The sequence below is a fragment of the Roseovarius sp. MMSF_3350 genome (genome assembly GCF_030733425.1).
In the GTDB taxonomy this organism is placed as follows: Bacteria; Pseudomonadota; Alphaproteobacteria; order Rhodobacterales; family Rhodobacteraceae; genus Roseovarius.
On the sequence record NZ_JASHIZ010000018.1, the window covers coordinates 51,134 to 77,226 of the forward strand.

The 26,093-nt window shown below is 65.9% G+C and carries 23 protein-coding genes; 14 read left to right on the plus strand and 9 right to left on the minus strand.

Annotated elements, in window-relative coordinates:
* Positions 1-6 precede the first annotated feature (6 nt).
* The 10 genes from RBB31_RS16000 (at position 7) to RBB31_RS16045 (ending at position 11,722) form a co-directional block, all read left to right on the plus strand.
* The gene (locus RBB31_RS16000) at positions 7-3,426 is read left to right on the plus strand and encodes an indolepyruvate ferredoxin oxidoreductase family protein (protein ID WP_306130305.1); all 3,420 of its coding nucleotides are present in this window, start codon (positions 7-9) and stop codon (positions 3,424-3,426) included.
* A gap of 91 nt (positions 3,427-3,517) precedes the next feature.
* Positions 3,518-4,381: a lysophospholipid acyltransferase family protein gene (locus tag RBB31_RS16005; protein ID WP_306130306.1), complete on the plus strand. Its 864-nt coding sequence runs from the start codon at positions 3,518-3,520 to the stop codon at positions 4,379-4,381.
* A gap of 22 nt (positions 4,382-4,403) precedes the next feature.
* A complete protein-coding gene (locus tag RBB31_RS16010; RefSeq protein ID WP_306130307.1) occupies positions 4,404-5,219 on the plus strand; it encodes a glutamate racemase in 816 nt (271 codons plus the stop codon).
* Positions 5,220-5,290: 71 nt separating this feature from the next.
* Positions 5,291-6,319, plus strand: coding sequence for an N-acetyl-gamma-glutamyl-phosphate reductase (gene argC / locus RBB31_RS16015; protein WP_306130308.1), 1,029 nt, complete (start codon positions 5,291-5,293; stop codon positions 6,317-6,319).
* Positions 6,320-6,346: 27 nt separating this feature from the next.
* The gene (gene ccmE, locus RBB31_RS16020) at positions 6,347-6,793 is read left to right on the plus strand and encodes a cytochrome c maturation protein CcmE (RefSeq protein WP_306130309.1); all 447 of its coding nucleotides are present in this window, start codon (positions 6,347-6,349) and stop codon (positions 6,791-6,793) included.
* Positions 6,794-6,860: 67 nt separating this feature from the next.
* Entirely contained in the window at positions 6,861-7,472 is a 612-nt protein-coding gene (locus RBB31_RS16025) for a holin-associated N-acetylmuramidase (RefSeq protein WP_306130310.1), read from the plus strand.
* Complete coding sequence (locus RBB31_RS16030) at positions 7,463-8,050, plus strand: holin family protein (protein WP_306130311.1); 588 nt, start codon at positions 7,463-7,465, stop codon at positions 8,048-8,050. Before RBB31_RS16025 ends, RBB31_RS16030 begins: the two co-directional genes overlap by 10 nt.
* Before the next feature lie 402 nt (positions 8,051-8,452).
* Positions 8,453-10,420, plus strand: coding sequence for a heme lyase CcmF/NrfE family subunit (locus tag RBB31_RS16035; protein ID WP_306130312.1), 1,968 nt, complete (start codon positions 8,453-8,455; stop codon positions 10,418-10,420).
* Positions 10,417-10,869, plus strand: coding sequence for a cytochrome c-type biogenesis protein (locus RBB31_RS16040; protein WP_306130313.1), 453 nt, complete (start codon positions 10,417-10,419; stop codon positions 10,867-10,869). The genes RBB31_RS16035 and RBB31_RS16040 overlap by 4 nt, the downstream gene beginning before the upstream one ends.
* 73 nt (positions 10,870-10,942) lie before the next feature.
* The gene (locus RBB31_RS16045; protein ID WP_306130314.1) at positions 10,943-11,722 is read left to right on the plus strand and encodes an enoyl-CoA hydratase-related protein; all 780 of its coding nucleotides are present in this window, start codon (positions 10,943-10,945) and stop codon (positions 11,720-11,722) included.
* A 177-nt stretch (positions 11,723-11,899) separates the two neighbouring features.
* On the opposite strand, the gene RBB31_RS16050 is transcribed toward RBB31_RS16045, so the two are convergent.
* From RBB31_RS16050 to gltX, 3 genes are all read right to left on the minus strand, one after another.
* Positions 11,900-12,664 carry a hypothetical protein gene (locus RBB31_RS16050; RefSeq protein WP_306130315.1) on the minus strand — a complete coding sequence of 255 codons (765 nt, stop codon included), beginning with the start codon at positions 12,662-12,664 and terminating at the stop codon, positions 11,900-11,902.
* Between the two features lie 189 nt (positions 12,665-12,853).
* Positions 12,854-14,149: a citrate synthase gene (gene gltA, locus RBB31_RS16055; protein ID WP_306130316.1), complete on the minus strand. Its 1,296-nt coding sequence runs from the start codon at positions 14,147-14,149 to the stop codon at positions 12,854-12,856.
* Positions 14,150-14,221: 72 nt separating this feature from the next.
* Complete coding sequence (gltX, locus tag RBB31_RS16060; RefSeq protein WP_306130317.1) at positions 14,222-15,631, minus strand: glutamate--tRNA ligase; 1,410 nt, start codon at positions 15,629-15,631, stop codon at positions 14,222-14,224.
* An 86-nt stretch (positions 15,632-15,717) separates the two neighbouring features.
* On the opposite strand from gltX, the gene RBB31_RS16065 reads away from it, so the two are divergent.
* The gene (locus RBB31_RS16065) at positions 15,718-17,751 is read left to right on the plus strand and encodes a ComEC/Rec2 family competence protein (RefSeq protein WP_371931340.1); all 2,034 of its coding nucleotides are present in this window, start codon (positions 15,718-15,720) and stop codon (positions 17,749-17,751) included.
* On the opposite strand, the gene lexA is transcribed toward RBB31_RS16065, so the two are convergent.
* The 6 genes from lexA to RBB31_RS16095 all read right to left on the minus strand — a co-directional run bounded on the left by lexA (position 17,745) and on the right by RBB31_RS16095 (position 22,602).
* Positions 17,745-18,461, minus strand: coding sequence for a transcriptional repressor LexA (lexA, locus tag RBB31_RS16070; RefSeq protein WP_306130318.1), 717 nt, complete (start codon positions 18,459-18,461; stop codon positions 17,745-17,747). The genes RBB31_RS16065 and lexA overlap by 7 nt on opposite strands.
* 83 nt (positions 18,462-18,544) lie before the next feature.
* Positions 18,545-19,717, minus strand: coding sequence for a gephyrin-like molybdotransferase Glp (gene glp / locus RBB31_RS16075; RefSeq protein ID WP_306130319.1), 1,173 nt, complete (start codon positions 19,715-19,717; stop codon positions 18,545-18,547).
* The gene (gene moaC, locus RBB31_RS16080) at positions 19,714-20,190 is read right to left on the minus strand and encodes a cyclic pyranopterin monophosphate synthase MoaC (RefSeq protein ID WP_306130320.1); all 477 of its coding nucleotides are present in this window, start codon (positions 20,188-20,190) and stop codon (positions 19,714-19,716) included. The genes glp and moaC overlap by 4 nt, the downstream gene beginning before the upstream one ends.
* Positions 20,190-21,005, minus strand: coding sequence for an indole-3-glycerol phosphate synthase TrpC (trpC, locus tag RBB31_RS16085; RefSeq protein WP_306130321.1), 816 nt, complete (start codon positions 21,003-21,005; stop codon positions 20,190-20,192). The genes moaC and trpC overlap by 1 nt, the downstream gene beginning before the upstream one ends.
* Positions 21,002-22,024, minus strand: coding sequence for an anthranilate phosphoribosyltransferase (trpD, locus tag RBB31_RS16090; RefSeq protein ID WP_306130322.1), 1,023 nt, complete (start codon positions 22,022-22,024; stop codon positions 21,002-21,004). Before trpD ends, trpC begins: the two co-directional genes overlap by 4 nt.
* A complete protein-coding gene (locus RBB31_RS16095; protein ID WP_306130323.1) occupies positions 22,021-22,602 on the minus strand; it encodes an aminodeoxychorismate/anthranilate synthase component II in 582 nt (193 codons plus the stop codon). The genes trpD and RBB31_RS16095 overlap by 4 nt, the downstream gene beginning before the upstream one ends.
* A 137-nt stretch (positions 22,603-22,739) precedes the next feature.
* On the opposite strand from RBB31_RS16095, the gene RBB31_RS16100 reads away from it, so the two are divergent.
* From RBB31_RS16100 to RBB31_RS16110, 3 genes are all read left to right on the plus strand, one after another.
* Positions 22,740-24,332, plus strand: coding sequence for a divergent polysaccharide deacetylase family protein (locus RBB31_RS16100; RefSeq protein ID WP_306130324.1), 1,593 nt, complete (start codon positions 22,740-22,742; stop codon positions 24,330-24,332).
* 148 nt (positions 24,333-24,480) lie between these two features.
* Positions 24,481-24,657 (plus strand): nicotinate phosphoribosyltransferase, encoded by a 177-nt coding sequence (locus RBB31_RS16105; RefSeq protein ID WP_306130325.1) that lies wholly within the window; start codon positions 24,481-24,483, stop codon positions 24,655-24,657.
* Positions 24,658-24,947: 290 nt separating this feature from the next.
* Positions 24,948-26,042 carry a histidine kinase dimerization/phosphoacceptor domain -containing protein gene (locus RBB31_RS16110; RefSeq protein WP_306130326.1) on the plus strand — a complete coding sequence of 365 codons (1,095 nt, stop codon included), beginning with the start codon at positions 24,948-24,950 and terminating at the stop codon, positions 26,040-26,042.
* The last annotated feature ends 51 nt before the right edge of the window (positions 26,043-26,093 follow it).

A 26,093-nucleotide genomic window follows, 5' to 3' on the forward strand; every position in this document is an offset into this window, starting at 1 on the left:
GACGAGATGAGCGATCAGAAGATTTCCCTCAATGACCGGTTGGACCTGTCCAAATCTCAGATATTGCTGAACGGCACGCAGGCTCTGGTGCGGCTGATGCTGATGCAGGCCGCGCGGGACCGCGCCGAGGGGCACAACACCGCCGGCTACGTGACGGGGTATCGCGGCTCGCCGTTGGGCGCGGTCGACATGCAGATGGCGCGGGCGGAAAAGGTGCTGGCGGAGGCGAACGTGACCTTCCAGCCGGGTCTGAACGAGGATCTGGCGGCGACGGCCCTGTGGGGGACGCAACAGGCGCAGCTGCGCGGCGAGGGCAAGCACGATGGCGTCTTTGGCCTGTGGTACGGCAAGGGGCCGGGGGTGGACCGCTCGGGCGACGTGATGCGGCACGCCAATATGGCCGGGACGGCCCCGCTGGGTGGCGTGCTGATGGCGATGGGGGACGACCATACGGGCGAGAGTTCCACGGTCTGTCACCAGTCGGACTGGGCGCTGGTCGATGCCTACATGCCGGTGCTGTCGCCTGCCGGGGTGCAGGAGATCCTGGATTTCGGTCTGTATGGTTTCGCGCTGTCGCGCTTTGCGGGCGTCTGGGCCGGGCTGAAGACGATGAAGGACACGGTGGAGGTGACCAGCGTCGTCGATGGCAGTCTGGACCGGATGAATTTCGTTCTGCCGGAGTTCGACATGCCCGAGGGCGGGCTGAGCATCCGGCTGGGCGATCACTGGATCGCGCAGGAAGCGCGGATGATCGACCACAAGAGGTACGCCGCCGAAGCCTTTGCCCACGCGAACAAAATCGACAAGCGGATGTGGGGCAAACCCGGCGCGAAGATCGGCTTCGTGGCCGCAGGCAAGAACTGGCTGGACCTGACGCACGCGCTGGACATGCTGGGGATCGACGCCGCCGAGGCCGAGCGGCTGGGGCTGACGACCTACAAGGTCGGCCAGACCTTTCCGATGGACATGAAGGGCTTTCACGATTGGGCCGAGGAGCTGGACCTGATCGTGGTGGTCGAGGAAAAGCGCAAGCTGATCGAGATCCAGATCAAGGAGGCGATTTTCGACGACCGGCAGGGGCGGCGCGTCTATGGCTGGTACAAGGGCGGCGCCGGCGGCCTGCATTCCGAAGAGCTGTTCCCGACGCGCATGGCGCTGGATCCGGTGATGGTGGCCGAGAAGATCGGGACCATCCTGGTGGAGGAAGGTCGCGGCACGGACCGCGTTAGAGCCGGGCTGCAACTGATTGAAGAGGCTAAGAAATCGGACAATGCACAGGAGCTGGCGGCGCGGCTGCCCTATTTCTGCGCGGGCTGTCCGCACAACACCTCGACCAAGGTGCCGGAGGGCGGGCGGGCCTATGCCGGGATCGGGTGTCACATCATGTCGCTGTGGATGGACCGCGAGACCAGCGGGTTCACGCATATGGGCGCGGAAGGCGCGAACTGGATCGGCGAGGCGCCGTTTTCGAACCGCGAGCATGTGTTCCAGAACCTTGGGGATGGCACGTACAACCATTCGGGCGTTCTGGCCATTCGCGCCGCGCTCGCGGCGGGTGTGAACATCACCTACAAGATCCTTTACAATGACGCGGTCGCCATGACCGGCGGGCAGACCAACGAAGGCGGGCTGGGGCCGGACCGGATTGCGCGCGAGTTGCAGTCGATGGGCGTGGAGCACATCGCGGTGGTCTACGACGAGAAGGAAGAGCCGGAGAAGTCGCACTTTCCGTCGGGCATCGGTTGGCACGAGCGGGCAGAGATGATGCAGGTGCAGGAGAAATTTCAGGAAATCAAGGGCGTATCGGCCATTATTTACGTACAGACCTGCGCCGCCGAGAAACGCCGCCGCCGCAAGCGGGGCAAATTTCCGGACCCCGACAAGAGGGTCTTCATCAACACCGATATCTGCGAAGGCTGCGGCGATTGCGGGGTGCAGTCGAACTGTGTCGCCATCGTGCCGAAGGAGACGGAACTGGGCCGGAAGCGCGCGATCGACCAGTCGAGCTGCAACAAGGACTTTTCCTGCCTCAAGGGCTTCTGCCCGTCCTTCGTGACGCTGGAAGGGGCGAAGATTCGAAAAGAAGCCTCGGCCGATCTGGACCTTCCGGATCTGCCGGACCCTGCGCTGCCAAAGATCGATGGCACCTATAACGTGGTGATCACCGGCGTGGGCGGCACCGGCGTCGTGACCATCGGCGCGGTGATGGCGCAGGCGGCGCAGATCGACGGCAAGGGCGCTGGCATGATGGAGATGGCCGGCCTTGCCCAGAAGGGCGGTGCGGTGCATATCCACTGTCGCCTTGCCGAGAAGCCGAGCGATATCAGCGCCATACGTGTCGCCACGGGCGAGGCGGATGCATTGATCGGCGGCGATCTGGTGGTCAGTGCCGGGGCCAAGACGCTGGGCCTGACGCGGGCCGGACGCACCGGCGCGGTGGTCAACAGCCACGAGATCATGACCGGCGATTTCACCCGTGACACCGAGTTCACCATCCCGACCGACCAGCTTGCGCTGTCGCTGCAATCGCGGCTGCGCGACGATGTGGTTCTGTTCGACGCCAGCGAATTGGCGCGGGTGGCGATGGGAGACGCGATCTTTTCCAACATGATCATCTTTGGCGCGGCGTGGCAGCGGGGGCTTGTGCCCCTGTCCAAAGCGTCGATCGATGCGGCGATCGAGTTGAACGGGGCCGCCGTGGAGCGCAACCTGCGGGCCTTCGAGATTGGGCGTTGGGCCGCCGAGCATCCCGAGGAGGCAGACCGTATGGTCACGCCGAACGTGGTGGAAAAGCCGAAGTCGTTGGAGGAGAAGATCGCCTTTCGCGAGACCCACCTGGTCGACTACCAGGGCAAGCGGCTGGCCCGGCGGTATCGCAAGCTGGTCGATGAAATCGAGAACGAACAGGTGCGCGAGGCGGTGGCCTTGGGCTATCACAAGCTCTTGAGCTACAAGGACGAATACGAAGTCGCGCGCCTGCTGATCCAGAGCCGGAAAAAGGCCGAGGAAGAGTTTGCGGGCGACTTCGACATGACCTTTCACCTGGCGCCGCCGATCCTGAGCAAGACAGGCCCGGACGGGCGGCCGAAGAAACGCCAGTTCGGCGCATGGATGGAAAAGCCGATGCGCCTGATGGCGAAGTTCAAGGGCCTGCGTGGCACGCCGCTGGACATCTTCGGTTACAGCGAGGAGCGGCGGATGGAGCGTGCGCTGATCCGCGAATACGAGGCCGACATGGCCGAGGTTCTGCCCAAGCTGGACGGCAGGACCCAGGACGCCATCGTGGCGCTGGCGGAACTGCCGCTGCAGATCCGCGGATTCGGGCCGGTGAAGATGGAGAATGCCCGCAAGGCCGCCAAGCAGCGCGAGCATCTTTTGCAGGTGATCCGCGACGGCGGGCAGGACGTGGCGCGGGCGGCACAGTAGACCGCGCCGGCTTTGGTCATCGAACTTTCATCGCCCTGTTACGTGGCGGGGCGATGTAAATGGATGCACGCGAATCGAGACGGAAGGTGAGATGCGCCAGGAACGCCACGTGGCCCGTGACATAAGTTACGCCTATTCGGCGCAGACCCGTGGGGGGCGCGCCATGATCCGCACGATGGAGAACCTGACGGGCCGCATCCGGTTGATCAAACGGGCGGCAGGCTATGAGCAGGAGGTCGCGGCGGGGCGCGATTTCTGGCAGGTGATGGTGGAGCGCTATGGCCTGACGCTGGACGTGGTGGGCGGGAGCCTGGACAACATTCCGCGCACCGGGCCGCTGATCCTGATCGCGAACCACCCCTATGGCATTCTGGACGGGCTGATGATGGGCCACATCCTGAGTCAGACGCGGGGCGATTTCCGCATCCTGGCGCATCAGGTTTTTCGCAAGGCCGAAGATCTGAACCGGATCATCCTGCCGATCAGTTTCGACGAGACGAAAGAGGCCGTCGCGCTGAATATCGAGACGCGGAAGACGGCGCTGGACTACCTGAAGGGCGGGGGCGCCATCGGGATTTTTCCCGGCGGTACGGTCAGTACGGCCGCGAAACCCTTTGCCCAACCGCTAGACCCCGGCTGGCGTGGGTTCACGGCGCGGATGATCGCCAAGTCCGACGCCACTGTAGTGCCGGTTTTCTTCGAGGGGCATACCAGCCGATTGTTCCAGTTGGCCAGTCACCTGCATACCACCCTGCGCATGGGCCTTTTGATCAAGGAATTCACCAAGCGCGTGGACACCAGCGTTCAGGTCGTGGTGGGCCAGCCCATTCCGCAGGACGAATTGCGCGCACGCACCGGGGACACGAAATCCTTGATGGCGTTTCTGCGGCACAAGACGTATGAGCTTAGCACACGTCCGGTGAACCCGGACGAGATTGGCTTTGAATACGACTAGGGGCGCGGGCAGCGCAGGACAGATGGCAGTTGGGATTTTCGACAGCGGGCTTGGCGGCCTGACGGTTCTGAGCGCCGTGGAGGCGCGGCTGCCGGAGGTGGCGCTGGTGTATCTGGGCGACAACGCCAACGCGCCTTATGGCGTGCGCGACGCGCAGGATATCTTTGTCCGCACCAAGGCCCATGTGCAGCGGCTGTGGCATGACGAGGACTGCAACCTGGTGATTCTGGCGTGCAACACGGCGTCCGCGGCTGCGCTGCGGCGGATGCAGGAGGAAGGCGTGCCGAAGGGCAAACGCGTGCTGGGGGTGTTCGTGCCGCTGATCGAGGCGCTGACCGAGCGGCAATGGGGCGACAACTCGCCCCCGCGCGAGGTGGCAGTGAAGCATGCCGCGCTGTTCGCCACGCCCACGACAGTCAGCAGCCGGGCCTTCCAGCGGGAACTGGCGTTCCGCGCCATAGGCGTGGATGTCGAGGCGCAGGCCTGCGGGGGGGTGGTCGACGCCATCGAGGACGGGGACATGATCCTGGCCGAGGCGCTGGTGCGCAGCCATGTGGATGCGCTGAAGCGAAAGATGCCCAATCCGCAGGCCGCTGTTCTGGGCTGCACGCATTACCCGCTGGTCGAGGACGTGTTCCAGGCCGCTTTGGGACCGGATGTCCAGGTCTATTCGCAGCCCAACCTGGTGGCGGCGAGCCTGGCCGATTACCTCAAGCGGCACCCCGAGATGGTCGAAGGGGGGACCGGCGTGCGGTTCCTGACCACGGGCGACCCCAAGCGCACCTCGGACCGGGCGACGCAGTTCCTGCGACGAGGGATCACGTTTCAGGCCGCCTGAGGCCAGCGCGTCGCATTGCGGGGGCGCGCATTCTTCCTTACATGACCAACAACTGATGAAAGAGGTCTGATATGACCCATAAAATCGCCATTCTGGGCGCCTCGGGCTATACCGGCGCCGAACTTGTCCGTCTGATCGCCACCCATCCGGGCCTGGAGATTGCCGCGCTGTCGGCCAATTCCAAGGCCGGGCAGACCATGAGCCAGGCGTTTCCGCATCTGCGGCACCTCGACCTGCCGTCGCTGGTGACGATCGACGAGATCGACTTTTCCGGGATCGACCTGTGTTTCTGCGCCCTGCCGCACAAGACCAGCCAGGAGGTTATCGCAGGCCTGCCACGCGATCTGAAGATCGTGGATCTGAGCGCGGATTTCCGGCTGCGCGACCCGGACGCCTATGAGACATGGTACGGCAACCCCCATTCGGCGGTGGAGATGCAGAAAGAGGCCGTCTATGGCCTGACCGAGTTTTACCGCGATGCCATCCGGGGCGCGCGGCTGGTGGCCGGGACGGGGTGCAACGCCGCGACGGGGCAGTACGTGCTGCGGCCCTTGATCGAGGCGGGGGTGATCGACCTCGACAACATCATCCTCGATCTCAAATGCGGGGTGTCGGGGGCCGGACGGAGCCTGAAGGAAAACCTGCTGCACGCCGAATTGTCCGAGGGGTATCACGCCTATGCCCTGGGGGGCACGCACCGGCACCTGGGCGAATTCGACCAGGAGTTTTCCGCCATCGCGGGCCGGGACGTGCGCATCCAGTTCACGCCGCATCTGGTGCCGGCGAACCGGGGCATCCTTGCGACGGGATATGTGAAGGGCGAGGCGAAGGCCGTTTACGAGACGCTTTACAAAGCCTATGCCGACGAGCCTTTCATCGAGGTGCTGCCCTATGGCGAAGGACCCAGCACGCGGCATGTGCGGGGCAGCAATTTTTGTCATATCGGTGTGGTCGCGGACCGGATCGACGGGCGGGCCATCGTGGTCGGCGCGCTCGACAACCTTACCAAGGGGTCGAGCGGGCAGGCGTTGCAGAACGCCAACCTGATGCTAGGTATCGACGAGACGACGGGGCTGATGCTGGCCCCGGTGTTTCCGTAGTTTCCCTGAGGAGAACGGGGTAGCGCGATGAAATCACTGAAGAAACAAAGGCGCGTGCAGATCATTGCCGTGACGGCGATTGCGCTGGTTCTGGCCACGGGCCTGATTGGGTATGCGATGCGCGACGGCATCAACTTCTTCCGCTCGCCCAGCCAGGTGATGGCCGAGCCACCCAGCCCCTCGGAAACGTTCCGTATCGGCGGGCTGGTCGAGGAAGGCACGCTGGTGCGTGGCGAGGGCGAGACCGTGAGTTTCAGTGTGACCGATGGCGGGGCGTCGGTGCCGGTGCGCTATACCGGCGTTCTGCCCGATCTTTTTGGCGAGAACGAGGGCATGGTCGGCTTGGGCCGCTACGAGGACGGGGTGTTCACCGCGACCGAGATCCTTGCCAAGCATGACGAGGAATACATGCCCAAGGAAGTGGTCGATGCGCTGAAGGAACAGGGCGTCTACCAGGAACCGGACGGTAGCTAGACCCCGCGTTAACCAATCCTGACGACCCTTGCCGGCGAGTTCACATCGCTGGCCAAGGGAGCGCGGAATGCAGACTGTCTCGGAGATCGCAAAGGATATCCTGGCGCGGGAAGGCGGGTTCGTGAACGACCCCGACGACCCGGGCGGGGCCACCAATCATGGTGTGACCATCCATACGATGCGACGGCTCGGGCTGGACCTGGACCGGGACGGGGATGTGGACGTGGCCGATGTGCGCCGTCTGAGCCGGGCGCAGGCGCAGGACATTTTCATTGACCACTATTACCACCGGCCCGGCATCGCGCGGCTGCCGCAGGTTTTGCAGGCCAGCGTGTTCGACATGTACGTGAATGCCGGGGCCAACGCGGTGAAGATCCTGCAACGGCTGTTGCGGCAGATGGGGCACGATGTGGCCGTCGACGGCATCATCGGGCCGCAGACCATCGAGGCGGCGGAGCTTGCGCATGGTGTCGCGCCGCTGCATATCGCCGATGCCTACGGGATCGCGCGGCGGAATTACTATTTCCGGCTGGCCGATCAGCGCCCCGCGTCGCGCAAGTTCGCGCGCAACCGGGCCGGCGGCAAGGGCGGCTGGATCCGGCGGGCCGAGGCGTTCATCTCGTCGCGCTATCACATGACCCCTGCGGAGTTTCGGGACCGGGTGGCGAAATGGGATTGATCGAGACGGTCCTGAGCCTGATCTTCGGCGGCGGGCGCAATGCGGTGGCGGAAACGGCGGAGGTGTTCCGGGTGAATGCCGAGAGATCCGACGCCCGTGCCGCCGGGTTGCAAGGCGCGGCGCTGGCGCAGTTGGCCGCCGAGTTCGAGGCCGGGCGCAAGGGCTGGTACGACCGGTTCATCGACGGGCTGAACCGGGTGCCGCGCCCGGCCATGGCGCTTGGCACGCTGGGGCTGTTCGTGGCGGCAATGGTCGATCCGATCTGGTTTTCCGAGCGCATGCAGGGGATTGCGCTGGTGCCCGAGCCGCTATGGTGGCTGCTGGGGGCGATCGTCAGCTTCTATTTCGGCGCGCGGCATCAGGCGAAGGGGCAGGAGTTCCAGCGCTCCATCGCCGCCACCATGGCCCGTACACCGCAGGTGGTGGGCAACCTGAGATCCTTGCGCGCCTTGGAGGCGGGGAGCGTGGGGGTGGCCGATACCGGGCATGATGCGGGGCTAGCGTTGCAGGTGCAGGAGGTCGGCGGCGAGCCGAACCCGGCCCTTCGGGAGTGGCAGGAGGCGAGCCACGGACGGTAGGGTCGCGCGGGCTGGTGGCGCGAAGCACGACTCCGGCCGCGTGTGCTGTCCGTCATCCCCGGACTTGATCCGGGGATCTTTTGGCAGGCGAGGTCCCGGATCAAGTCCGGGACGGCGTTGCGCATCCAGCCACCCGCGCGGAATCAAGGTGCAGCTTGCTGCGCCGCCGCGCCATCGCTGCCCCCCCACCCAGGGGGCGGCGATTTGGCCGATGCGGGCACTGCGCCTGAACGTTTTTCGGATTTGGCGGGGATAAAGTGCTCTAGCCCGAAAGTTGGATCGCCACCCCGGGGGGCATCGATGGCGCGGCTCATGGCCGGCCGCGTATCCCCGCGGCAATGTGATCACCCGTCGCACCCGAAAGACGTTGGAGGCGGCGCCCGGGGCGATTATAACCGGGCCATGATTACCGAGCTTGGACATTTCGCCCTCATCCTCGCCTTCTTCGTGGCGTGCTTTCAGTCGGTCGTGCCGCTGATCGGCGCGCACAAGCGATGGGCGGGGTGGATGGCCGTGGCCGAGCCCGCCGCGACGTTGCAATTCGTGCTGACGCTGGGGGCGTTCGCGGCGCTGACCTGGGCCTTCGTGACCTCGGATTTCTCGCTGGAGCTGGTGGTGGCCAACAGCCACTCGGCCAAGCCGATGATTTACAAGATCACCGGTGTCTGGGGCAACCACGAAGGCTCGATGCTGTTGTGGGTGCTGATCGTGACGCTGTTCGGGGCCTTTGCGGCGTGGTTCGGGGGCAACCTGCCGCCGACGCTGAAGGCGCGGGTGCTGTCGATCCAGGGCCTGATCGGTGTGGCCTTCTTCGCCTTCATCCTGTTCACGTCGAACCCGTTTCTGCGGATGCCGGTGCCGCCTTTCGACGGGCGCGATCTGAACCCGCTGTTGCAGGACCCGGGATTGGCTTTCCACCCGCCGTTCCTCTACCTCGGCTATGTGGGCCTCTCGATGACCTATTCCTTCGCGCTGGCGGCCCTGATCGAGGGCCGGGTCGATGCGGCCTGGGGGCGGTGGGTGCGGCCCTATACGCTGGCGGCGTGGATCTTTTTGACCATCGGCATCGCGCTTGGGTCCTGGTGGGCCTATTACGAGCTGGGCTGGGGCGGGTTCTGGTTCTGGGACCCGGTGGAAAACGCCAGCTTCATGCCGTGGCTGATCGCCGCCGCGCTGCTGCATTCGGCCATCGTGGTGGAAAAGCGCGAGTCGCTGAAAAGCTGGACCATATTGCTGGCCATCATCGCCTTCGGGTTTTCCATGATCGGCGCGTTCATCACCCGCTCGGGCGTGCTGACCTCGGTCCATGCCTTTGCGACGGACCCGGAGCGGGGCGTGTTCCTGCTGATGATCACCGGGTTCTTCATGATGCTGGGTCTGACACTGTTCTCTTTGCGGGCGGGGGCGATGCAGGCCAAGGGGGTGTTCGGCCTGCTGAGCCGGGAAACCATGCTGGTGGCCAACAACGTGCTTTTGGGCGTGTCGGCCTTTGTCATCTTCGTGGGCACGATCTGGCCGCTGATCTCGGAGCTGATGTTCGACCGAAAGCTGAGCGTGGGCGAGCCGTTCTTCAACATGGCGTTCACCCCATTCATGGTGGTGTTGGGGCTGATCCTGCCGGTGGGCGCGATGCTGCCGTGGAAGCGGGGCAATCTGGGCCGGGTGCTGCGGCCGCTGGCGGGCGCCTTTGCGCTGGCCGTGGCGGTGGGGGCGCTGGCCTTCGCGCTGCAGACGGAGCGCAGCGCGCTTGGACCCGTGGGCCTGTTCCTTGCAGCCTGGCTGGTGTCGGGCGCGGCGGTCGATTTGTGGAGCCGCACGGGCCGGGGCGGGGGCCGTGTGGCACGGTTGAGACGCCTGCCGCGGGCCGACTGGGGCAAGGCCGTTGCGCATGCGGGCTTTGGCGTCACAATTGCGGGCATCGCGGGGATGCTGGCCTGGGAGGCCGAGGATATCCGCGTGGCGCAGGTGGGCGACAGTTTCGAGGTGTCGGGGCTGACCATCACGCTCGACGATGTGCGCGAGGTGGAGGGGCCGAATTACCTCTCGACCATGGCGGATGTGACACTGTCGAAGGGCGGATCCGTGGTGAGCCGGCTGACCCCGGAAAAGCGGGTCTACCCGGTGGCGGGGATGCCGACGACCGAGGCGGCCATCGACAACGGTTTCCTGCGGGACGTGTATGTGGTGATCGGCGACGAGCAGGCGGCGGGCGGCTGGGCCGTGCGGACCTATTACAAGCCGCTGGCGAACTGGATCTGGGGCGGTGCGATCCTGATGGCCATCGGGGGCGCGCTGTCGCTCTCGGACCGGCGCTATCGCGTGGCGGCGGGGGCGCGCAAGACCCGGGCCGTGGGGGTGCCGGCGGAATGAAACGGCTGGTCCTGATCCTCTGCCTTCTGGCCTCGCCGCTCTGGGCGGTGCAGCCGGACGAGATTCTTGACGATCCGGCGCTGGAGAAGCGCGCGCGGGAGATTTCCTCGGGCCTGCGCTGTCTGGTGTGCCGCAACGAGAGCATCGACGACTCCAACGCCGACCTGGCCCGCGACCTGCGCCTGCTGGTGCGCGAGCGGCTGGTGGCGGGCGACAGCGACGAGGAGGTCGTGGAGTTCGTGGTGGATCGCTATGGCGAATACGTCCTGCTGAACCCGGTGGCGAGCGGCAGCAACCTGGTGCTATGGCTGGCCGGGCCGGTGATGCTGCTTTTGGGCGGGCTGCTGGCGGCGGTCTATATCCGGGGGCGCGCGGGCGCGAAACCGGAGGACGAGGCGGGGCTGAGTGCCGCCGAAGAGGCGCGGCTGCGCGAAATCATGAAGGACTGACGCGCCGTCGCGCGTTGCAATTGGCGGCAAGGCGGGGTTGATTGGCGACACACGCCAGATGGAGGCCCGGCCGATGACGACCTATCAGACCCTGACATACGACCTGAGTGACGACATCGCCGTGCTGCGGATGAACCGCGCCGACAAGATGAACGCGCTCAACACCCAGATGCGGGCCGAGATCACCGACGCGATGCAGCGCGCAAGTCGCGAGGCGCGGGTGGTGGCGCTGACCGGCAACGGCAAGGCGTTCTGTTCGGGGCAGGATCTGTCGGACAACGGAACGGCGGCGGCGCTGGACGTGGAGCGCGTGCTGCGCGACGAGTACGAGCCGATGCTGCGGATGATTTCCGACTGCCCGGTTCCCACCATCGCGGCGGTGAACGGACCGGCGGCGGGGGCGGGGGCGAACCTGGCGCTGGCCTTTGACGTGGTGATCGCGACCGAGAGCGCCTATTTCCTGCAGGCCTTCGCGCGGATCGGGCTGATCCCAGATGCGGGTGGCACCTATTGGATGCCGCGGCAGGTGGGCGCGGCCAAGGCGATGGGTGCGGCGCTGTTCGCCGAGCCGATTTCGGCGCGGCAGGCGGATGCCTGGGGCCTGATCTGGGAAGCGGTCGAGGATGACGCGTTCGAGATGCACTGGCAGGCGCGGGCGGCGCAGCTGGCCAAGGGGCCGACGGCGGCCTATGGCGGGATCAAGCGCGCGGTGCGCGGCAGTTGGGAAAACGGGTTCGACAAGCAGCTAGACCTCGAGGCGCAGTTGCAGGGCGAATGCGGCCGGACACGGGATTTCCAGGAAGGCGTGACCGCCTTTCTGGACAAGCGCAAGCCGGAATACGAGGGGCGCTGATCAGGCCGAGAGGCCGACCGGTTCCACGTCGCTGAGCTGGATGCTGTCGCCGGGGCTGAGCATGGCGAGGCTGTTGACATATTACAGGCAGATCGCCGAGCATTTTCGCCATGCGTGGAACGATGCCGCGAAAATCGAACGCTTGACGAGCCGCCGGGGCCGGAGCGGGGTAACCTTTCAGGCCGTGTAGCGCCCGACGGCGATGTTGCGCAGAGAAAACTCCGGGCTGGCGTCGCGCAGCACGGCGACCGAGCGGCCGTCGGCCAGGATCGTGGTGACGCCCGTGGCCTCGTTGCGTTCGACAGACAGGTCGGGGGTGTCGCCGGCGCGGTCGTAAACGAAGGTGATGATATCCTCTGCCGCGTCGAAATCGGCGATCTTGACCGGGGTGCCGCCCTCGATCCAGTCGCCCAGGGCAAACTCGTCCTTTCCCGGCCCACCGGCGACCGTGTCGTCGGAGCCGGCCACAACCGTGTCGTCCCCTTCGCCAAGGTCGATATTGTCGCCCGCGTCGGATCTGGCAGGCAGGTCATAATCGAAAGTGACGCCGAAGATGTCCGTGGCCTTGACGGCTGATGCGCGAAGGGCCTGCTCTTCGACGATATTCGCCGCCTCGACGAAATCGGAGCCGTCGCCTGACGACACCGCGTCGGCGCCATCGCCGGGGATGATCACATCGCCGCCCGCGCCGCCCGACAGCGTGTCGTCGCCACCCAGGCCCAAGAGCCAGTCGCCGCCGCGCCCGCCGGTCAGCGCTTCGGCGCTGTCGCTGCCCAGCAGCAGGGCGGCGTCCGGCTTGGCATGTGAATCTGCATCGGGATCGGTATCGGCGGACGTGCGGTCGAGGTCGTCCTGTTCAAGCTCTGGCACGCCGAGGCCGCCAACGCCTACGAGCCCCGCCATCGCGGCGCCGATAACTAACAGAGTGCCGATTGTGACCATGTAGAGCCCTCGCTTTCCCAAGCTTGGGCCATCATGGAGCAGAGGGCTGAACAGCCGGTAAATCCACGCCGAAAATGGTCGCGCTTTCCGATAAAAATCTGACGATTTGCAGTATATATCGCTGCCGCAACGCAAAACGCCCCGCATGGGCGGGGCGTTGTCGCGTTGTCGCATTGATTGTCTCTGCGCTCAGCGGTTTTCCATGTCCACGTAATCGCGCAACGTCTCGCCCTTGTAGAGCTGGCGCGGGCGGCCGATTTTCAGTTGCGGATCGCCGATCATTTCCTTCCACTGGGAAATCCAGCCGACCGTGCGGCTGAGCGCGAAGATGGGCGTGAACATCGAGGTGGGGAAGCCCATCGCCTCGAGGATGATGCCCGAGTAGAAATCGACGTTCGGGAAGAGCTTCTTCTCGGTGAAGTAGGAATCTTCCAGCGCCTGTTTCTCAAGCTCCTTGGCCACTTGCAGCGTCGGGTTGTTCTCGATGCCAAGAAGGTCAAGCACCTCGTCTGCGGATTGCTTCATCACCTTGGCGCGGGGATCGAAGTTCTTGTAGACGCGGTGGCCGAAGCCCATCAGGCGGAACGGATCGTCCTTGTCCTTGGCGCGCTTGATGAATTCCGGGATGCGGTCCGGCGTGCCGATCTCCTGAAGCATCTCCAGGCAGGCCTGGTTGGCGCCGCCATGGGCCGGACCCCAGAGGCAGGCGATGCCCGCGGCGACACAGGCGAAGGGGTTGGCGCCCGACGACGAGGCCAGCCGGACCGTGGAGGTCGAGGCGTTCTGCTCGTGGTCGGCGTGCAGCGTGAAGATGCGGTCCATGGCGCGGGAAAGGATCGGGTTGACCTCGTAATCCTCGGCCGGGACGGCAAAGCACATGCGCAGGAAGTTCGACGCGTAGTCCACGTCGTTGCGCGGATAGACGAAGGGCTGGCCCAGCGTGTACTTGTAGGCCATCGAGGCGATGGTCGGCATCTTGGCGATCAGGCGGATCGTCGCGACCTCGCGCTGCCACGGGTCGGAGATGTCGGTGCTGTCGTGGTAGAAGGCGGAAAGCGCGCCCACCACGCCCACCATGATCGCCATCGGGTGCGCATCCCGACGGTAGCCGCGGAACAGGAAGTGCATCTGTTCGTGCAGCATGGTGTGGTTGGTCACACGATTCTCGAAATCCTCCAGCTGCGCGGCAGAGGGCAGCTCGCCATAGAGCAGCAGGTAGCAGACCTCGAGATAGTGAGATTTCTCGGCCAGCTGGTCGATCGGGTAGCCGCGGTGCAAAAGCTCGCCCTTGCCGCCGTCGATATAGGTGATCGTGCTGTCGCAGCTGGCGGTCGAGGTGAAGCCGGGGTCATAGGTGAACACGCCCGCCTCGGCATAGAGCTTGCGGATGTCGATCACGTCCGGGCCGGCGGTGGGGGAATAGACCGGAAGTTCGTATTCCTTGTCGCCGATCGTCAGTTTTGCGGATTTGGTACTGTCTGCCATCAGGGTCTCCCTCGTCAAGCCGTGACGCGCGGCGCGTCTTGGCTGCTTAATACAGCACACCTTTCAAGAGTGTTACCCACTCTTTGAGGCAGCATCATTCAGTCGGGCGAGGGATTCCTCCCGGCCCAGGACCAGCATCATGTCAAACACGCTCGGTGTTGCCGCCCGACCGGCCAACGCGGCCCGCATCGGGCCGGCCAGCTTGCCGAACTTGATATCCTTGGACGCCGCGAACGCGTTCGCGGCCTCTTCCAGATCGTTGCGCGACCAGTTAGCATTTTGCAAGTGCGGCGTCAATTCTCTCAGTATACCACGGGATACAGTGTCAAGCTGCGCCGCGGCTTTCTCGTCCGGCTCGACAGGCCGGTCCGCCAGGATAAACTGCGCCTTATCAAGAAGTTCCGGGAAGGTCTTCGCGCGTTCTTTGAGGCAATACATGCCGTCGCGCATCAACGCCTGCTTCGGTTCGGGCAGCGGATCGGATGCCGTCGCGTCAAGATAGTCGTTCAGTTCATGCAGCAGCGCAGCATCGTCGCCGGCGGCAATGTGCTGGCCGCATAGGTTTTCCAGCTTCTTGAAGTCGAAGCGGGCGGGAGATTTGCCGATTCCGTCGAGGTCGAACCACTCTTTCGCCTGGTCATCCGTGAAAAATTCGTCGTCCCCGTGGCTCCAGCCCAGCCGGGCGAGGTAGTTGCGCATGCCCGCCGCCGGGTAGCCCTGTTTCTGGTACTCGTCGACGCCGAGCGCGCCGTGCCGCTTGCTCATTTTCTTGCCATCGGGGCCGTGGATCAGCGGGATGTGGGCGTAGACCGGCAGCGGCCAGCCCATCGCCGAATAAATCAGCATCTGGCGGGCGGCGTTGTTGAGGTGGTCGTCGCCGCGGATGACGTGCGTGACGCCCATGTCGTGATCGTCCACCGCCACGGCCAGCATGTAGACGGGCGTGCCGTCCGAGCGCAGCAGGACCATGTCGTCAAGCTGATCGTTGCGGATGGTGACGTCGCCCTGCACCTTGTCGGCAATGGTGGTCGTGCCGTCCAGCGGGGCCTTGATGCGGATGACGTAGGGCGCGTCGGGATGCGTCGCGGGCTCGGCGTCGCGCCACGGGCTGCGGTAGAGGGTGGAGCGGCCCTCGGCCTTGGCCGCGTCGCGGAACGCCTGGATTTCCTCCTGCGTGGCGAAGCACTTGTAGGCCTGGCCCCTGGCCAGCAATTCGTTCGCCACCTCGGCGTGACGGTCGGCGCGGGCGGCCTGGCTGACCGCCTCGCCATCATGGTCGAGGCCCAGCCATGCCAGCCCGTCGAGGATGGCCTGCGTCGCCTCGGGGGTCGAGCGGGCGCGGTCGGTATCCTCGATCCTGAGGAGGAAAGACCCGCCGTGACGCCTCGCGAAAAGCCAGTTGAACAGCGCCGTGCGCGCGCCGCCGATATGCAGGTATCCGGTCGGCGAGGGGGCAAAACGGGTGACGACTGGCTGCGACATGGGGCCGGTTAACCTTTCGGTAAGGAGGGGAGACGTATCGTTAACGGTGCCTGTCTATCGGCCCATGAAAAGGGAGACAAGCCTTGGTGCTTTGGCAGCGTGCGGTCGCCGCGTGGATGGATCAGCGCGGGCACCTGTTTCATTGGGTGCCGGTGATGCTGGCATGTGGCATCGCGCTCTATTTCGGGTTGAAGTCCGAGCCGCCGCTGTGGGTCTATGCAGCGCTTGGTGGAGGCGTTTGCGTGGCGCTTGTGGTACTGCGCCTGATCGGCGCGGGACTGGCGCCGGTGATCTGGGCCGGGGCGCTGGTGGCGCTTGGGCTGTGCATCGCCGCCGCCCGGGCGCATGGGGTGGCGGATGCCAAGCTGGGCTGGCGCTATTACGGGCCTGTCGAGGGACGCGTGGTGGATATCGATCGCTCGAACTCGGACGCGCTGCGGGTGACGCTGGACCGGGTGGTGCTGCGCAACATGGGTCCCGATATCACGCCGGGACGCGTGCGGGTGTCGTTTCACGGCGCGGCAGAGGGGGCCGATCCGCAACCTGGCGAGACGCTGATCCTGACCGCGCACCTGTCGCCGCCCGCGGGCCCGGTGGAGCCGGGCGGCTTCGATTTCCAGCGGCACGCGTGGTTCAAGGGGCTGGGCGCGGTAGGCTACACGCGCACGCCTGTCCTGCTGCTGGAACCGGCGCAGGGCGGGCAGGTGCTGTTCAAGACGCGCATGGCGCTGTCGGGGCGCATTCAGGCGCAGATGCCGGGCGAGGCCGGGGCCTTTGCCGCCGCGATCATGACCGGGGACCGCTCTGACATGGGACAGGAGACGCTGACGGCGCTGCGCGTGTCGAACCTGGCGCACCTGCTGGCGATTTCCGGTCTGCATATGGGGCTGTTGGCCGGGTTCGTCTTTGCAGCGCTGAGATTGGGGATGGCTGCCGTGCCGGGCTGGGGGCTGCGCCTGCCGACGAAGAAGATCGCGGCGGTGGGCGCGTTGGTGGCGGCGGCGGGATACCTTGCGCTGTCGGGCGGCAACGTGGCGACGGAGCGGGCCTTCGTCATGGTGGCGGTGATGCTGCTGGCGGTGCTGGCCGACCGGCGGGCGCTCAGCTTGCGGGCGGTGGCGCTGGCGGCCTGCATCATCCTGGTGCTGCGGCCCGAGGCGTTGATGGGCCCCGGTTTCCAGATGTCTTTTGCCGCCACGACGGCGCTGGTGGCGGTCTTCGGCGCCTTGCGCGACCTTGACTGGCGTGTGGGACCCAAGTGGATGCGGCCGGTCTGGGCGGTGGTGATGTCGTCCTTCGTGGCGGGGCTGGCCACGGCGCCCATCGCGGCGGCGCATTTCAACCAGATTGCGCATTTCGGGCTGGTGGCGAACCTGATGAGCGTGCCGTTGATGGGCGCGCTGGTGATGCCGATGGCGGTGCTGGCGGGCCTTTTGATGCCCTTGGGGCTGGAAGGGCTGGCACTGGGCGTGATGCAGCCCGCGCTGGAGTGGATCCTGGGCGTGGCGCATTGGGTCTCGGGACTGGAGGGCGCGCGGGGCACGGTGGTGCGGCCGGGGCCCTGGGTGCTGCCGCTTCTGTCGCTGGGGGCGCTTTTCGTGGTGCTGTGGCAGGGGCGGGCGCGGTTTGCCGGCGTGCTTCCTGTGGCGGCGGCCTTCGTGCTGTGGGCGCAGGCGGAGCGGCCCGATATCCTTGTCTCCGACACCGGCGGGCTGGTGGGAGTGATGACGCCCGAGGGGCGGGCGCTGTCCACGGGCCGTGCCTCTGGCTTCGTCGCGATGAACTGGCTGGAGAATGACGGCGATCCGGTGGATCAGGAGGGGGCCTTTGCCCGCTGGACCAAGGTGGCGGGCGGCGACGGCTGGCCTATCACCGCCGTCAGGGGCAAGCGGGCGGCGGAAGAGTTCACCGAGTGCGCCGCGAAGGAATGGGTGGTGTTCAACAACGTGCCGCAGGCCGAATTGCCATGCCGCGCGATCCATCCTGGTACTCTGAAGGAAACGGGGGCACTGGCAATCTGGCGCGAGACGGGCGGGCTGCGCGTCGTCACCGCCCGCGACATGACCGGCGCGCGGCTTTGGAACACGGACCGCCGGCGGCCGTCCGACAGACGTCAGTAGGTGCGGATAAGGCCCACGAGGCGGCCCTGCACCTTGACCTGGTCCTCGGGCAGGACGCGGGTCTCGTAGGCCGGGTTCGCGGCCTCAAGGGCGATGGCATTGCCACGGCGATAGAATTTCTTCAGCGTCGCTTCCTGGTCGTCCACCAGCGCCACGACGATATCGCCGTTATCCGCTGTCGACGTCTCGCGGATCACCACCACGTCGCCGTCGTTGATGCCCGCCTCGATCATCGAGTCGCCCTTGACCTCGAGCGCGTAATGCTGGCCCGGGCCGGCGATCATGTCGCTGGGGACGGCGACGTTGTGGCTGGCATGGGCGATGGCCTCGATCGGGACACCGGCGGCGATGCGACCCATGACGGGCAGTTCCAGCGCGTGCACCGGTGCGACCGGCTGGGCATTGGCGGGTTGGCTGGCCTCAGAGCGGTCGCCGTCGATCACGCGGGGGGTGAAGCCGCCGCTCGCGCCGCCGCCGATCATGTCGCCCCCCATGCTTTCGGGCAGCTTGATGATTTCCAGCGCCCGCGCACGGTGGGCAAGGCGGCGGATGAAGCCGCGTTCCTCGAGCGCCGTGATCAGGCGGTGAATGCCGGATTTCGAGCGCAGGTCCAGCGCATCCTTCATCTCGTCAAAGCTTGGCGGCACGCCGTCGCGCTGCACCCGCTTGTGAATGAATTCCAGCAGATCGAGCTGTTTCTTGGTCAGCATTTTCCCACGTCTCCACGATCCATGCGTTTACATTTGTTCTACGCATGTTCTTGTTTTGTGTCAACGGGTCTGTGGATAAGCGGTCAGATCGGAACGTATTCGATCCAGTCGCCCTGCGCCCGGGGAGCATCGTCGGCGGGCCGGATCAGCAGAGCATTGGCGCGGGCCAGCACCGACAGCATGCCGCTGTCCTGGCTGCGTTCGGGCAGGATGGTGCCGTCCTCCACTTGTGCGCGCATGTAATGCTCGCGCGGGCCGCCGGGGCCCATGGCGGCAGCAAGCCTGGCAGAGAGACGCGGGGCAGGGTGTGCGCCGAGCCCCTGCATGGCGCGGATCATCGGGGCCATGAAGATGTGCCCGCAGACCATGGCCGAGACCGGGTTGCCGGGCAGGCCCAGCATGGCCGCGTTCCCCATCCGGCCCGCCATGAGGGGTTTGCCGGGGCGCATTTTTACCTTGTAGAAGGAGCGTTCCATGCCAAGATCGCCCGCCACCGCGCCGACGAGGTCATGATCGCCTACCGACGCGCCGCCGATGGTGATGACGAGGTCGGCGCCTTTCGCCAGGTCGAAAGCGGTCTCCAACGCTTCGCGGGTGTCGCCGGCGATGGGCAGCATCCGGGGCTCGGCCCCCAGAATGTCCAGAAGGGCGCAGAGGCCGAAGGAGTTGGACGCGATGATCTGGTCCGGGCCGGGGTCCTCGCCGGGCATGACCAGTTCGTCGCCGGTGGCGATGAGGGCCACCTTGGGTTTGCGGGTGACGGTGACCTCGGCCACGTTCATCGACGCCAGAAGCGCCACATCCTCGGGGGAGAGCAGGCGGGGCGCCTCGATCCGGTCGCCGATGCGGAAGTCGTCGCCGCGGGGGCGGATGTTCGGCTTCTCCTCCAGCCTGTCGCCCAGGGTGATGCGGTCGCCGTCGCGGGTGACGTCCTCCTGGATCACGACCTTGTCGGCGCCCTCGGGCACCGGCGCGCCGGTGAAGATGCGCACGGCCTGGGCCGCGCCGACGGAGCCCGCAAACCCATGCCCGGCGGCGGATTCGCCGATGACGTCGAAACTGGCGCCCGGTTTGGCCTCGGATGCCTTCAGCGCGTAGCCGTCCATTGAGGAAGCATCGAAGGGCGGCTGATCGCGCCGCGCCTCGGCATATTGCGCGAGGACCCGGCCATGCGCCTCGCGCAGGGGAACGGTTTCCGGCTCCAGAGGTGAGACGAGCGAGAAGAGATGGTCAAGGGCCTCGTCGACGGTGATCATTTCGCCTCGTAACGACCTGATTTTCCGCCGTCTTTCAGCACAACGCGCAGCCCGCCGATTTCCATCGCGCGGTCCACGGCCTTGGCCATGTCATAGACCGTAAGGGCGGCGGTGCTGGCCGCGGTCAGAGCCTCCATCTCGACCCCGGTCTGGCCGGTGGTCTTGACGGTCGCCTCGATACGGATGCCGGGCAGGTCGGGGTCGGGAGTGAGTTCCACCGCGACCTTGGCGATGGGCAGGGGGTGGCAGAGCGGGATCAGCTCGGACGTGCGCTTGGCGCCCATGATGCCGGCGAGGCGGGCGACGGACAGGACGTCGCCCTTCTTGGCGCGGCCTTCTGTAATGATATCATACGTTTCCGGCGCCATCTTGATGTGCGCCTCGGCCACCGCCACGCGGTTCGTCACGTCCTTGTCCGAGACGTCGACCATGTGCGCGTCGCCCTTGCCGTCGAAATGCGTCAGCCCGGCCATCAGACGTGCGCCGCCGAGGTGGAGCCCGACAGGATATCGCGGGTGGCGGCGGTGACGTTCTCCTGCCGCATCAGGCTTTCGCCGATGAGAAAGCAGCGGGTGCCGTAGCGTGCCATCTCGGTCAGGTCAGCATTGGTGTAAAGACCGCTTTCCGAGATCAGCAGGTGCTCGATGGGGGCCAGCCGGGCCAGTCGCTTGGTCACGTCGAGCGAGGTCTCGAACGTGTTCAGATCCCGGTTGTTGATGCCCAGAAGGTTGGATTTCAGCACGCCGGTGCGCTCCAGCTCTTCCTCGTTATGCACCTCGATCAGCGAGTCCATGCCTTGCGCGATGGCGGCCTCTTCAAGCTCGATCGCCTGAGCGTCGCTGACCGAGGCCATGATGATCAGGATGCAGTCGGCGCCCCAGGCGCGGGCCTCGACCACCTGGTAGGGGTCATAGAGGAAATCCTTGCGCAGCACCGGCAACTCGCACGCCTCGCGGGCCTGGACCAGGTACTCGGGCGCGCCCTGGAAGCTGGGCGTGTCGGTCAGGACCGACAGGCATGTGGCGCCGCCCTCGGCATAGGCGGCGGCGAGCGCGGCGGGGTCGAAATCCTCGCGGATGAGGCCCTTGGACGGGCTGGCCTTCTTGATCTCGGCAATCAGGCCGAAGCCGGTCTTGCTGGCCTGCAGGAGTGCATCGCCAAAGGGGCGCACGGGCGGAGCGTTCGCGGCCTCGTTTTCCAACGTTTCCAAAGGCTTGTTGGCCTTGGCTGAGGCGACTTCCTCAAGCTTGTAGGCCTTGATCTTTTCAAGGATGGACGGCGTGCTCATGCGGCCTCCGATGTTATTCTGGCAAGCGCTTCGATGCGCGATTTCGCGGCGCCGCTGTCGATACTGTCGCGGGCCTGTTCGACGCCTTGTCTGAGGTCGTCCGCGTGGCCCGCCACCACCAGCGCTGCGGCGGCATTGAGCAGCACGGCATCGCGATAGGCCCCCGGCGCCCCGTCCAGCAGGGCACGGAAGGCGCGGCCGTTCTCCTCGGGCGTGCCGCCCAGGATATCCTCGAACGGGTGGACGGGCAGGCCCGCATCCTCGGGGTGGATTTCAGTTTCGCGGATCGTGCCGTCCTCTTCCAGCGCCGCCACCTGGCTGGGGGCGGAAATGCTTAACTCGTCCGTGCCGTCGCCACCGTGGACCAGCCAGGCGCGTTCGGACCCGAGTTTCCCAAGGGTTTCCGCCATGGGGCGGATGAGGTCGGGACTGAAAGCACCCGTCAGCTGGCGCTTGACGCCTGCGGGGTTGGTCAGGGGGCCAAGGATGTTGAAGATCGTGCGCGTGCCAAGTTCCGCCCGGACGGGGCCGACATGGGCCATCGCGGGGTGATGCATCGGCGCCATCATGAAGGCGATACCGGCCTTTTCCAAAGCCTTTTCAACGACTTTCGGGCCGACCATCACGTTGACGCCCATCTGCGTCAGGGCATCGGCCGCGCCGGATTTGGAGCTGAGGTTGCGGTTGCCGTGCTTGGCCACCGGCACGCCCGCGCCCGCCACGACAAAGGCGGTAGCGGTCGAGATGTTGAGCGTGCCCTTGCCGTCGCCCCCGGTGCCGACGATGTCCATCGCGCCCTCGGGCGCGCGAACCTTGTTGCACTTGGCGCGCATCACGGCGGCGGCAGCGGCGTATTCGTCCACCGTCTCGCCGCGCGTGCGCAGGGCCATCAGGAAGCCGCCCATCTGCGCCGGCGTCGCCTCGCCCTCGAAAAGGGTGGTGAACGCGGCCTCCGCCTCTTCGCGGCTGAGCGCGCGGTCTGCGGCGGCGGCGATGAGGGGCTTCAGGCTGTCACTCACGCGGGCACCTTCATCACGTCGAGGAAATTCCGCAAAAGGGCGTGCCCGTGTTCCGAGCGGATCGATTCGGGATGGAACTGCACGCCGTGGATGGGCAGCGATTTGTGTTGCAGTCCCATGATCGTGCCGTCGTCGAGTTCCGCCGTGATATCAAGCACATCCGGGCAGGTGTCGCGCGCCACGACAAGGCTGTGATAGCGCGTCGCCTCGAAGGGCGTGGGTAGCCCCGAGAAAACGCCCGCGGCGGTGTGGTGCATGGTGCCCATCTTGCCGTGCACGATGTCGGAATGGCGCGTGACGGTGCCGCCGAAGACCTCGCCGATGGCCTGATGTCCGAGGCAGACGCCCAAGAGCGGCGTGCGCGTGTCCGCCGCCGCCTCGATCAGGGCCTTGCAGATGCCCGCTTGCGACGGCGTGCCGGGGCCGGGGGACAACAGGATGCCCGCGGGCTTCATCGCCATCGCCTCCTGCACGTCCAGCGCGTCGTTGCGGTGCACCTGCACGTTTGCGCCCAGCTCGCCCACGTATTGCACGAGGTTGTAGGTGAAACTGTCGTAGTTATCGATGAGCAGCAGCATGTCGCCAATTTCCCGTCCGTGCCGTGTCATTTCGGACCTATGACCCGGGGCTTCAATCGGGGTATAGATGCTCAGGGTTGCGCGGCAGGGTCAAGAGGCGCAAAACTGTTAAGAAAGAAATAAGGGGGGCAAAAGCAGTGTTACGCGGATTTCTTGCCGGAGTGGTGTCGGGAACGGCCTTGTCGGGAGTGCTTCTGGCCGGGGCCTCGGTGCTGAGCGGAATGCCGGGGGATACCCCGCCCGAGGCGACACCGGTAGAAGTGCCGGCGGGGTCGGAGTTCGACCAGTCGCGCGACGATGACGCGGCCTCGCTGCCGCAGTTGCAGGACACGCCCACGCCCGATGCCGTGCCGCAGGTGACCGCGCCCGAGCCTGACGACCTGAGTTCGTTGGACGGCGCTGACACCACCTCGTCGGGGCTGCCCGAAACCGGTCAGCCCGAGGTGGGCCTGAGCGCGCCGGAGGCACCGCAGGGTGACGGCGCCCTGAGTGTCGGCACCGAGGAGCCGGTGCTGCCCAACCCGCAGGCTCAGGCACCCGAGGCGCCGGCGGGCGAGGACGACCTGTCGATCTCGACCGAGCCGGCGCAGCCGGTGCTGCCCGAGGCGGAAGAGGAAAGTGCCGCGTTCCCCGAGCCGCAGGCCGAGCCTGAAGGCGCGGACGCGCGGGAGGCCGAGAGCGACGCGACCCCGGAGGCGGACAGCGAAACGCAGGCTGAGGCGGAGACCGAGGTTGGTGAAGAGACAACCCCGGACACCACGCCGGAAAGCACGCCGGAGTCCCCCGCCAGCGACGTGGCGACGCCGGAGCCGCAGGAGGATCCTGTCGTCGATGCACCGCAGAACGCGGCAGAGCCCGCCACGCCTTCGGCAGAGGCGGGCGAGGATGCCGCCGAGGCCACGACCGAAGCGGCGGAAACCGGCACGATTGGCGACATCGCCGAAGGCGTGACCACCGACCGTCTGCCCACCGCCATCGACCCCGAACCCCAACCCGAGCCGGAGACCGGTGAGGTGGGGGCCGACGACGCGGCCGAGGAGACCGCGGCAGAAACCCTGCCGCCCGTCGAACGTTTCGCCGCGGAGTTCGAGAACCCCGAGAACAAACCGCTGATGTCGATCATCCTGATTGACGACGGCACCAGCCCGATCGGTCCCGCCGCGCTGGGGGATTTTCCCTATCCGTTGAGCTTTGCCGTCGACGCCTCGCGCCCGGACGCGGCCGAAACTGCCGCCCGTTATCGCGATGCGGGGATGGAGGTGCTGGCCTTGGTCAACCTGCCGCAGAACGCCGCTGCCAGCGATGCGGAAACCTCGATGAGCGTATTCCTCGAGGCCGTGCCCGAGGCTGTGGCGGTGTTCGAAGGCACCGGAACGGGCCTTCAATCGAGCCGTGAAGCAGCCGAGCAGCTGGCGCCGATCCTGAAGGACAGCGGTCATGGCCTGGTGATGTTCCCCAACGGGCTGAACACCGCGCAGAAGCTCATCGCGCGCGAGGGCGTGCCCTCGGCCACGGTGTTCCGCGACTTCGATTCCAACGGGCAGAGTGCGGCGGCGGTGCGCCGGTTCCTCGACCAGGCCGCGTTCCGCGCAGGGCAGGAAGAGGGCGGCGTGATCATGGTGGGCCGCCTGCGCCCCGACACGATCAGCGCGCTTCTGCTCTGGGGCCTGCAGGACCGCGCGGCCAGCGTGGCGCTGGCGCCGGTCTCGGCGGTGCTGACGGCCGAGTAGGGATTTTCGGTCCTGCGGTCCCTTGGTGGAATCCCGGCGGGCGCGGATATCCGCTCTTTCTGCGCCGATCGTTCAGGCCGGCCGCGCATCGGAGGGAACAGGCTGTGCCCTTCCCGTGTTGACTCCTCGATACCGAAAAGAGGACACCATGGACCACGACGAGAAACCGAGCCGCGGTATGCCCCGCAGCCTGCTTTACGCGATGATCCCGATCGGCTTTGTCCTGCTGGTGGGGATCATGGTGTTGGGGGGCTTCTGGACCAATGAAGCCACGGAAGAGCCGAACGAGGTGGTCGAGGAGCCGCCTGCGCCGCTCGACCAGTAGGCTGTAAAAACCTTTGGCGTAAGCGGGTGCGCTTGGCCGTCCCCGGCATGCTGGAACCGATAATTGCAAGATCGTGATAGACCCGAGTGCGCGGCGACGCGGTTCTCGGCTGATGTTTCGCGATGCGCACTCCGGTCCCGGCTGACATTGCGGTCTGCGCAACGCCGGTTGCGCCGTGCGCAAAAAATGTCGTAAAGGCGTTTGGTACGCAATCGCGTGTCCCGGCGAATTCCGCAGTGAACCCGGAATCGACCTTGACCGACAGGTCAGAACTCAGGACTGATATCTTCATGGAAGCGCTTCGTCATCCACTGCAGCAGGACAGGCTTTCTGCGCTTCGCGACTTCGAGATCCTCGACACGGATCCGGAGCAGGAATTCGACGAGATCGTAAAGCTGGCCGCCGCAGCCTGTGGCACGGCGATCTCGGTGGTCAATTTCATCGATGCGGAACGGCAATGGTTCAAGGCCGAAACCGGGCTTGGCGTGCGTGAGACGCCGCTGGCCACCTCGATCTGTGCCCATGTGATCCTGGAAGAGGAGTTTGCCGAGATCCAGGATACGCTTGCAGATCCCCGGATGCAGGACAACCCGCTGTGCTGTGGCGAGCCGGGCCTGCGCTTTTATGCCGGCGCGCTGCTGACCACGCAGGAGGGGCTGCCGCTGGGCACGCTGTGCGTTCTGGACTATGAGCCCCGCGAACTGACCCCCTTGCAACGCGACACGCTGCGGGTTCTGGCGCGGCAGGTCATGACCATGCTGGAGATGCGCAAGGCGCTGCGGTCGGCAGACATCCTGCGCCGCGAGGTGGATCACAGGGTCAAGAATTCGCTGCAATCGTTGTCGTCCTTCACCAATCTGCAAACCAGGGCGTTTGCGGCGGAGGAGGCGAAGCAGGCCCTGTCGATGGTCAAGACCCGGATCGACGCGCTGACGCAACTGCACGAGATGCTGTATCATTCCGACGAACACAGCGTGGTTGAATTGGGTCAGTATCTTGCCGGGGTCTGCGCGCGCCTTGAGGGTCTGGCGCCTGCCGGCGTCACGGTCGAGGTCGCGACAGTGCCGGTGTCGGTCGTGGCGCAGCAGGCGGTCGCCCTGGGCACTTTCGTGAACGAATTTGCCGCGAATTCCTTCAAGCACGGGTTTCCCGATGGGCAGGCGGGTGCGGTGATGATCAATCTCGGGTTCGAACCGGATGGGCGCCTGCGGCTGACCTGTTCCGATACCGGTGTCGGTCTTCCGCCCGATCACGGGGCAAAGGCGACTGGCCTGGGCATGAAGGTCGCGGAAGTGGTCTGCATCGAGCTTGGCACTGAGCTGGACCTGCGGAACGGCGCCCAAGGTGTGGTTGCGACGCTGACATTCACACCCGAGGCACCATAGGCCGGTTCGGCTCGATGCTACGCTCGGTCCGGGAAAGCAGCGCCGCCCGGC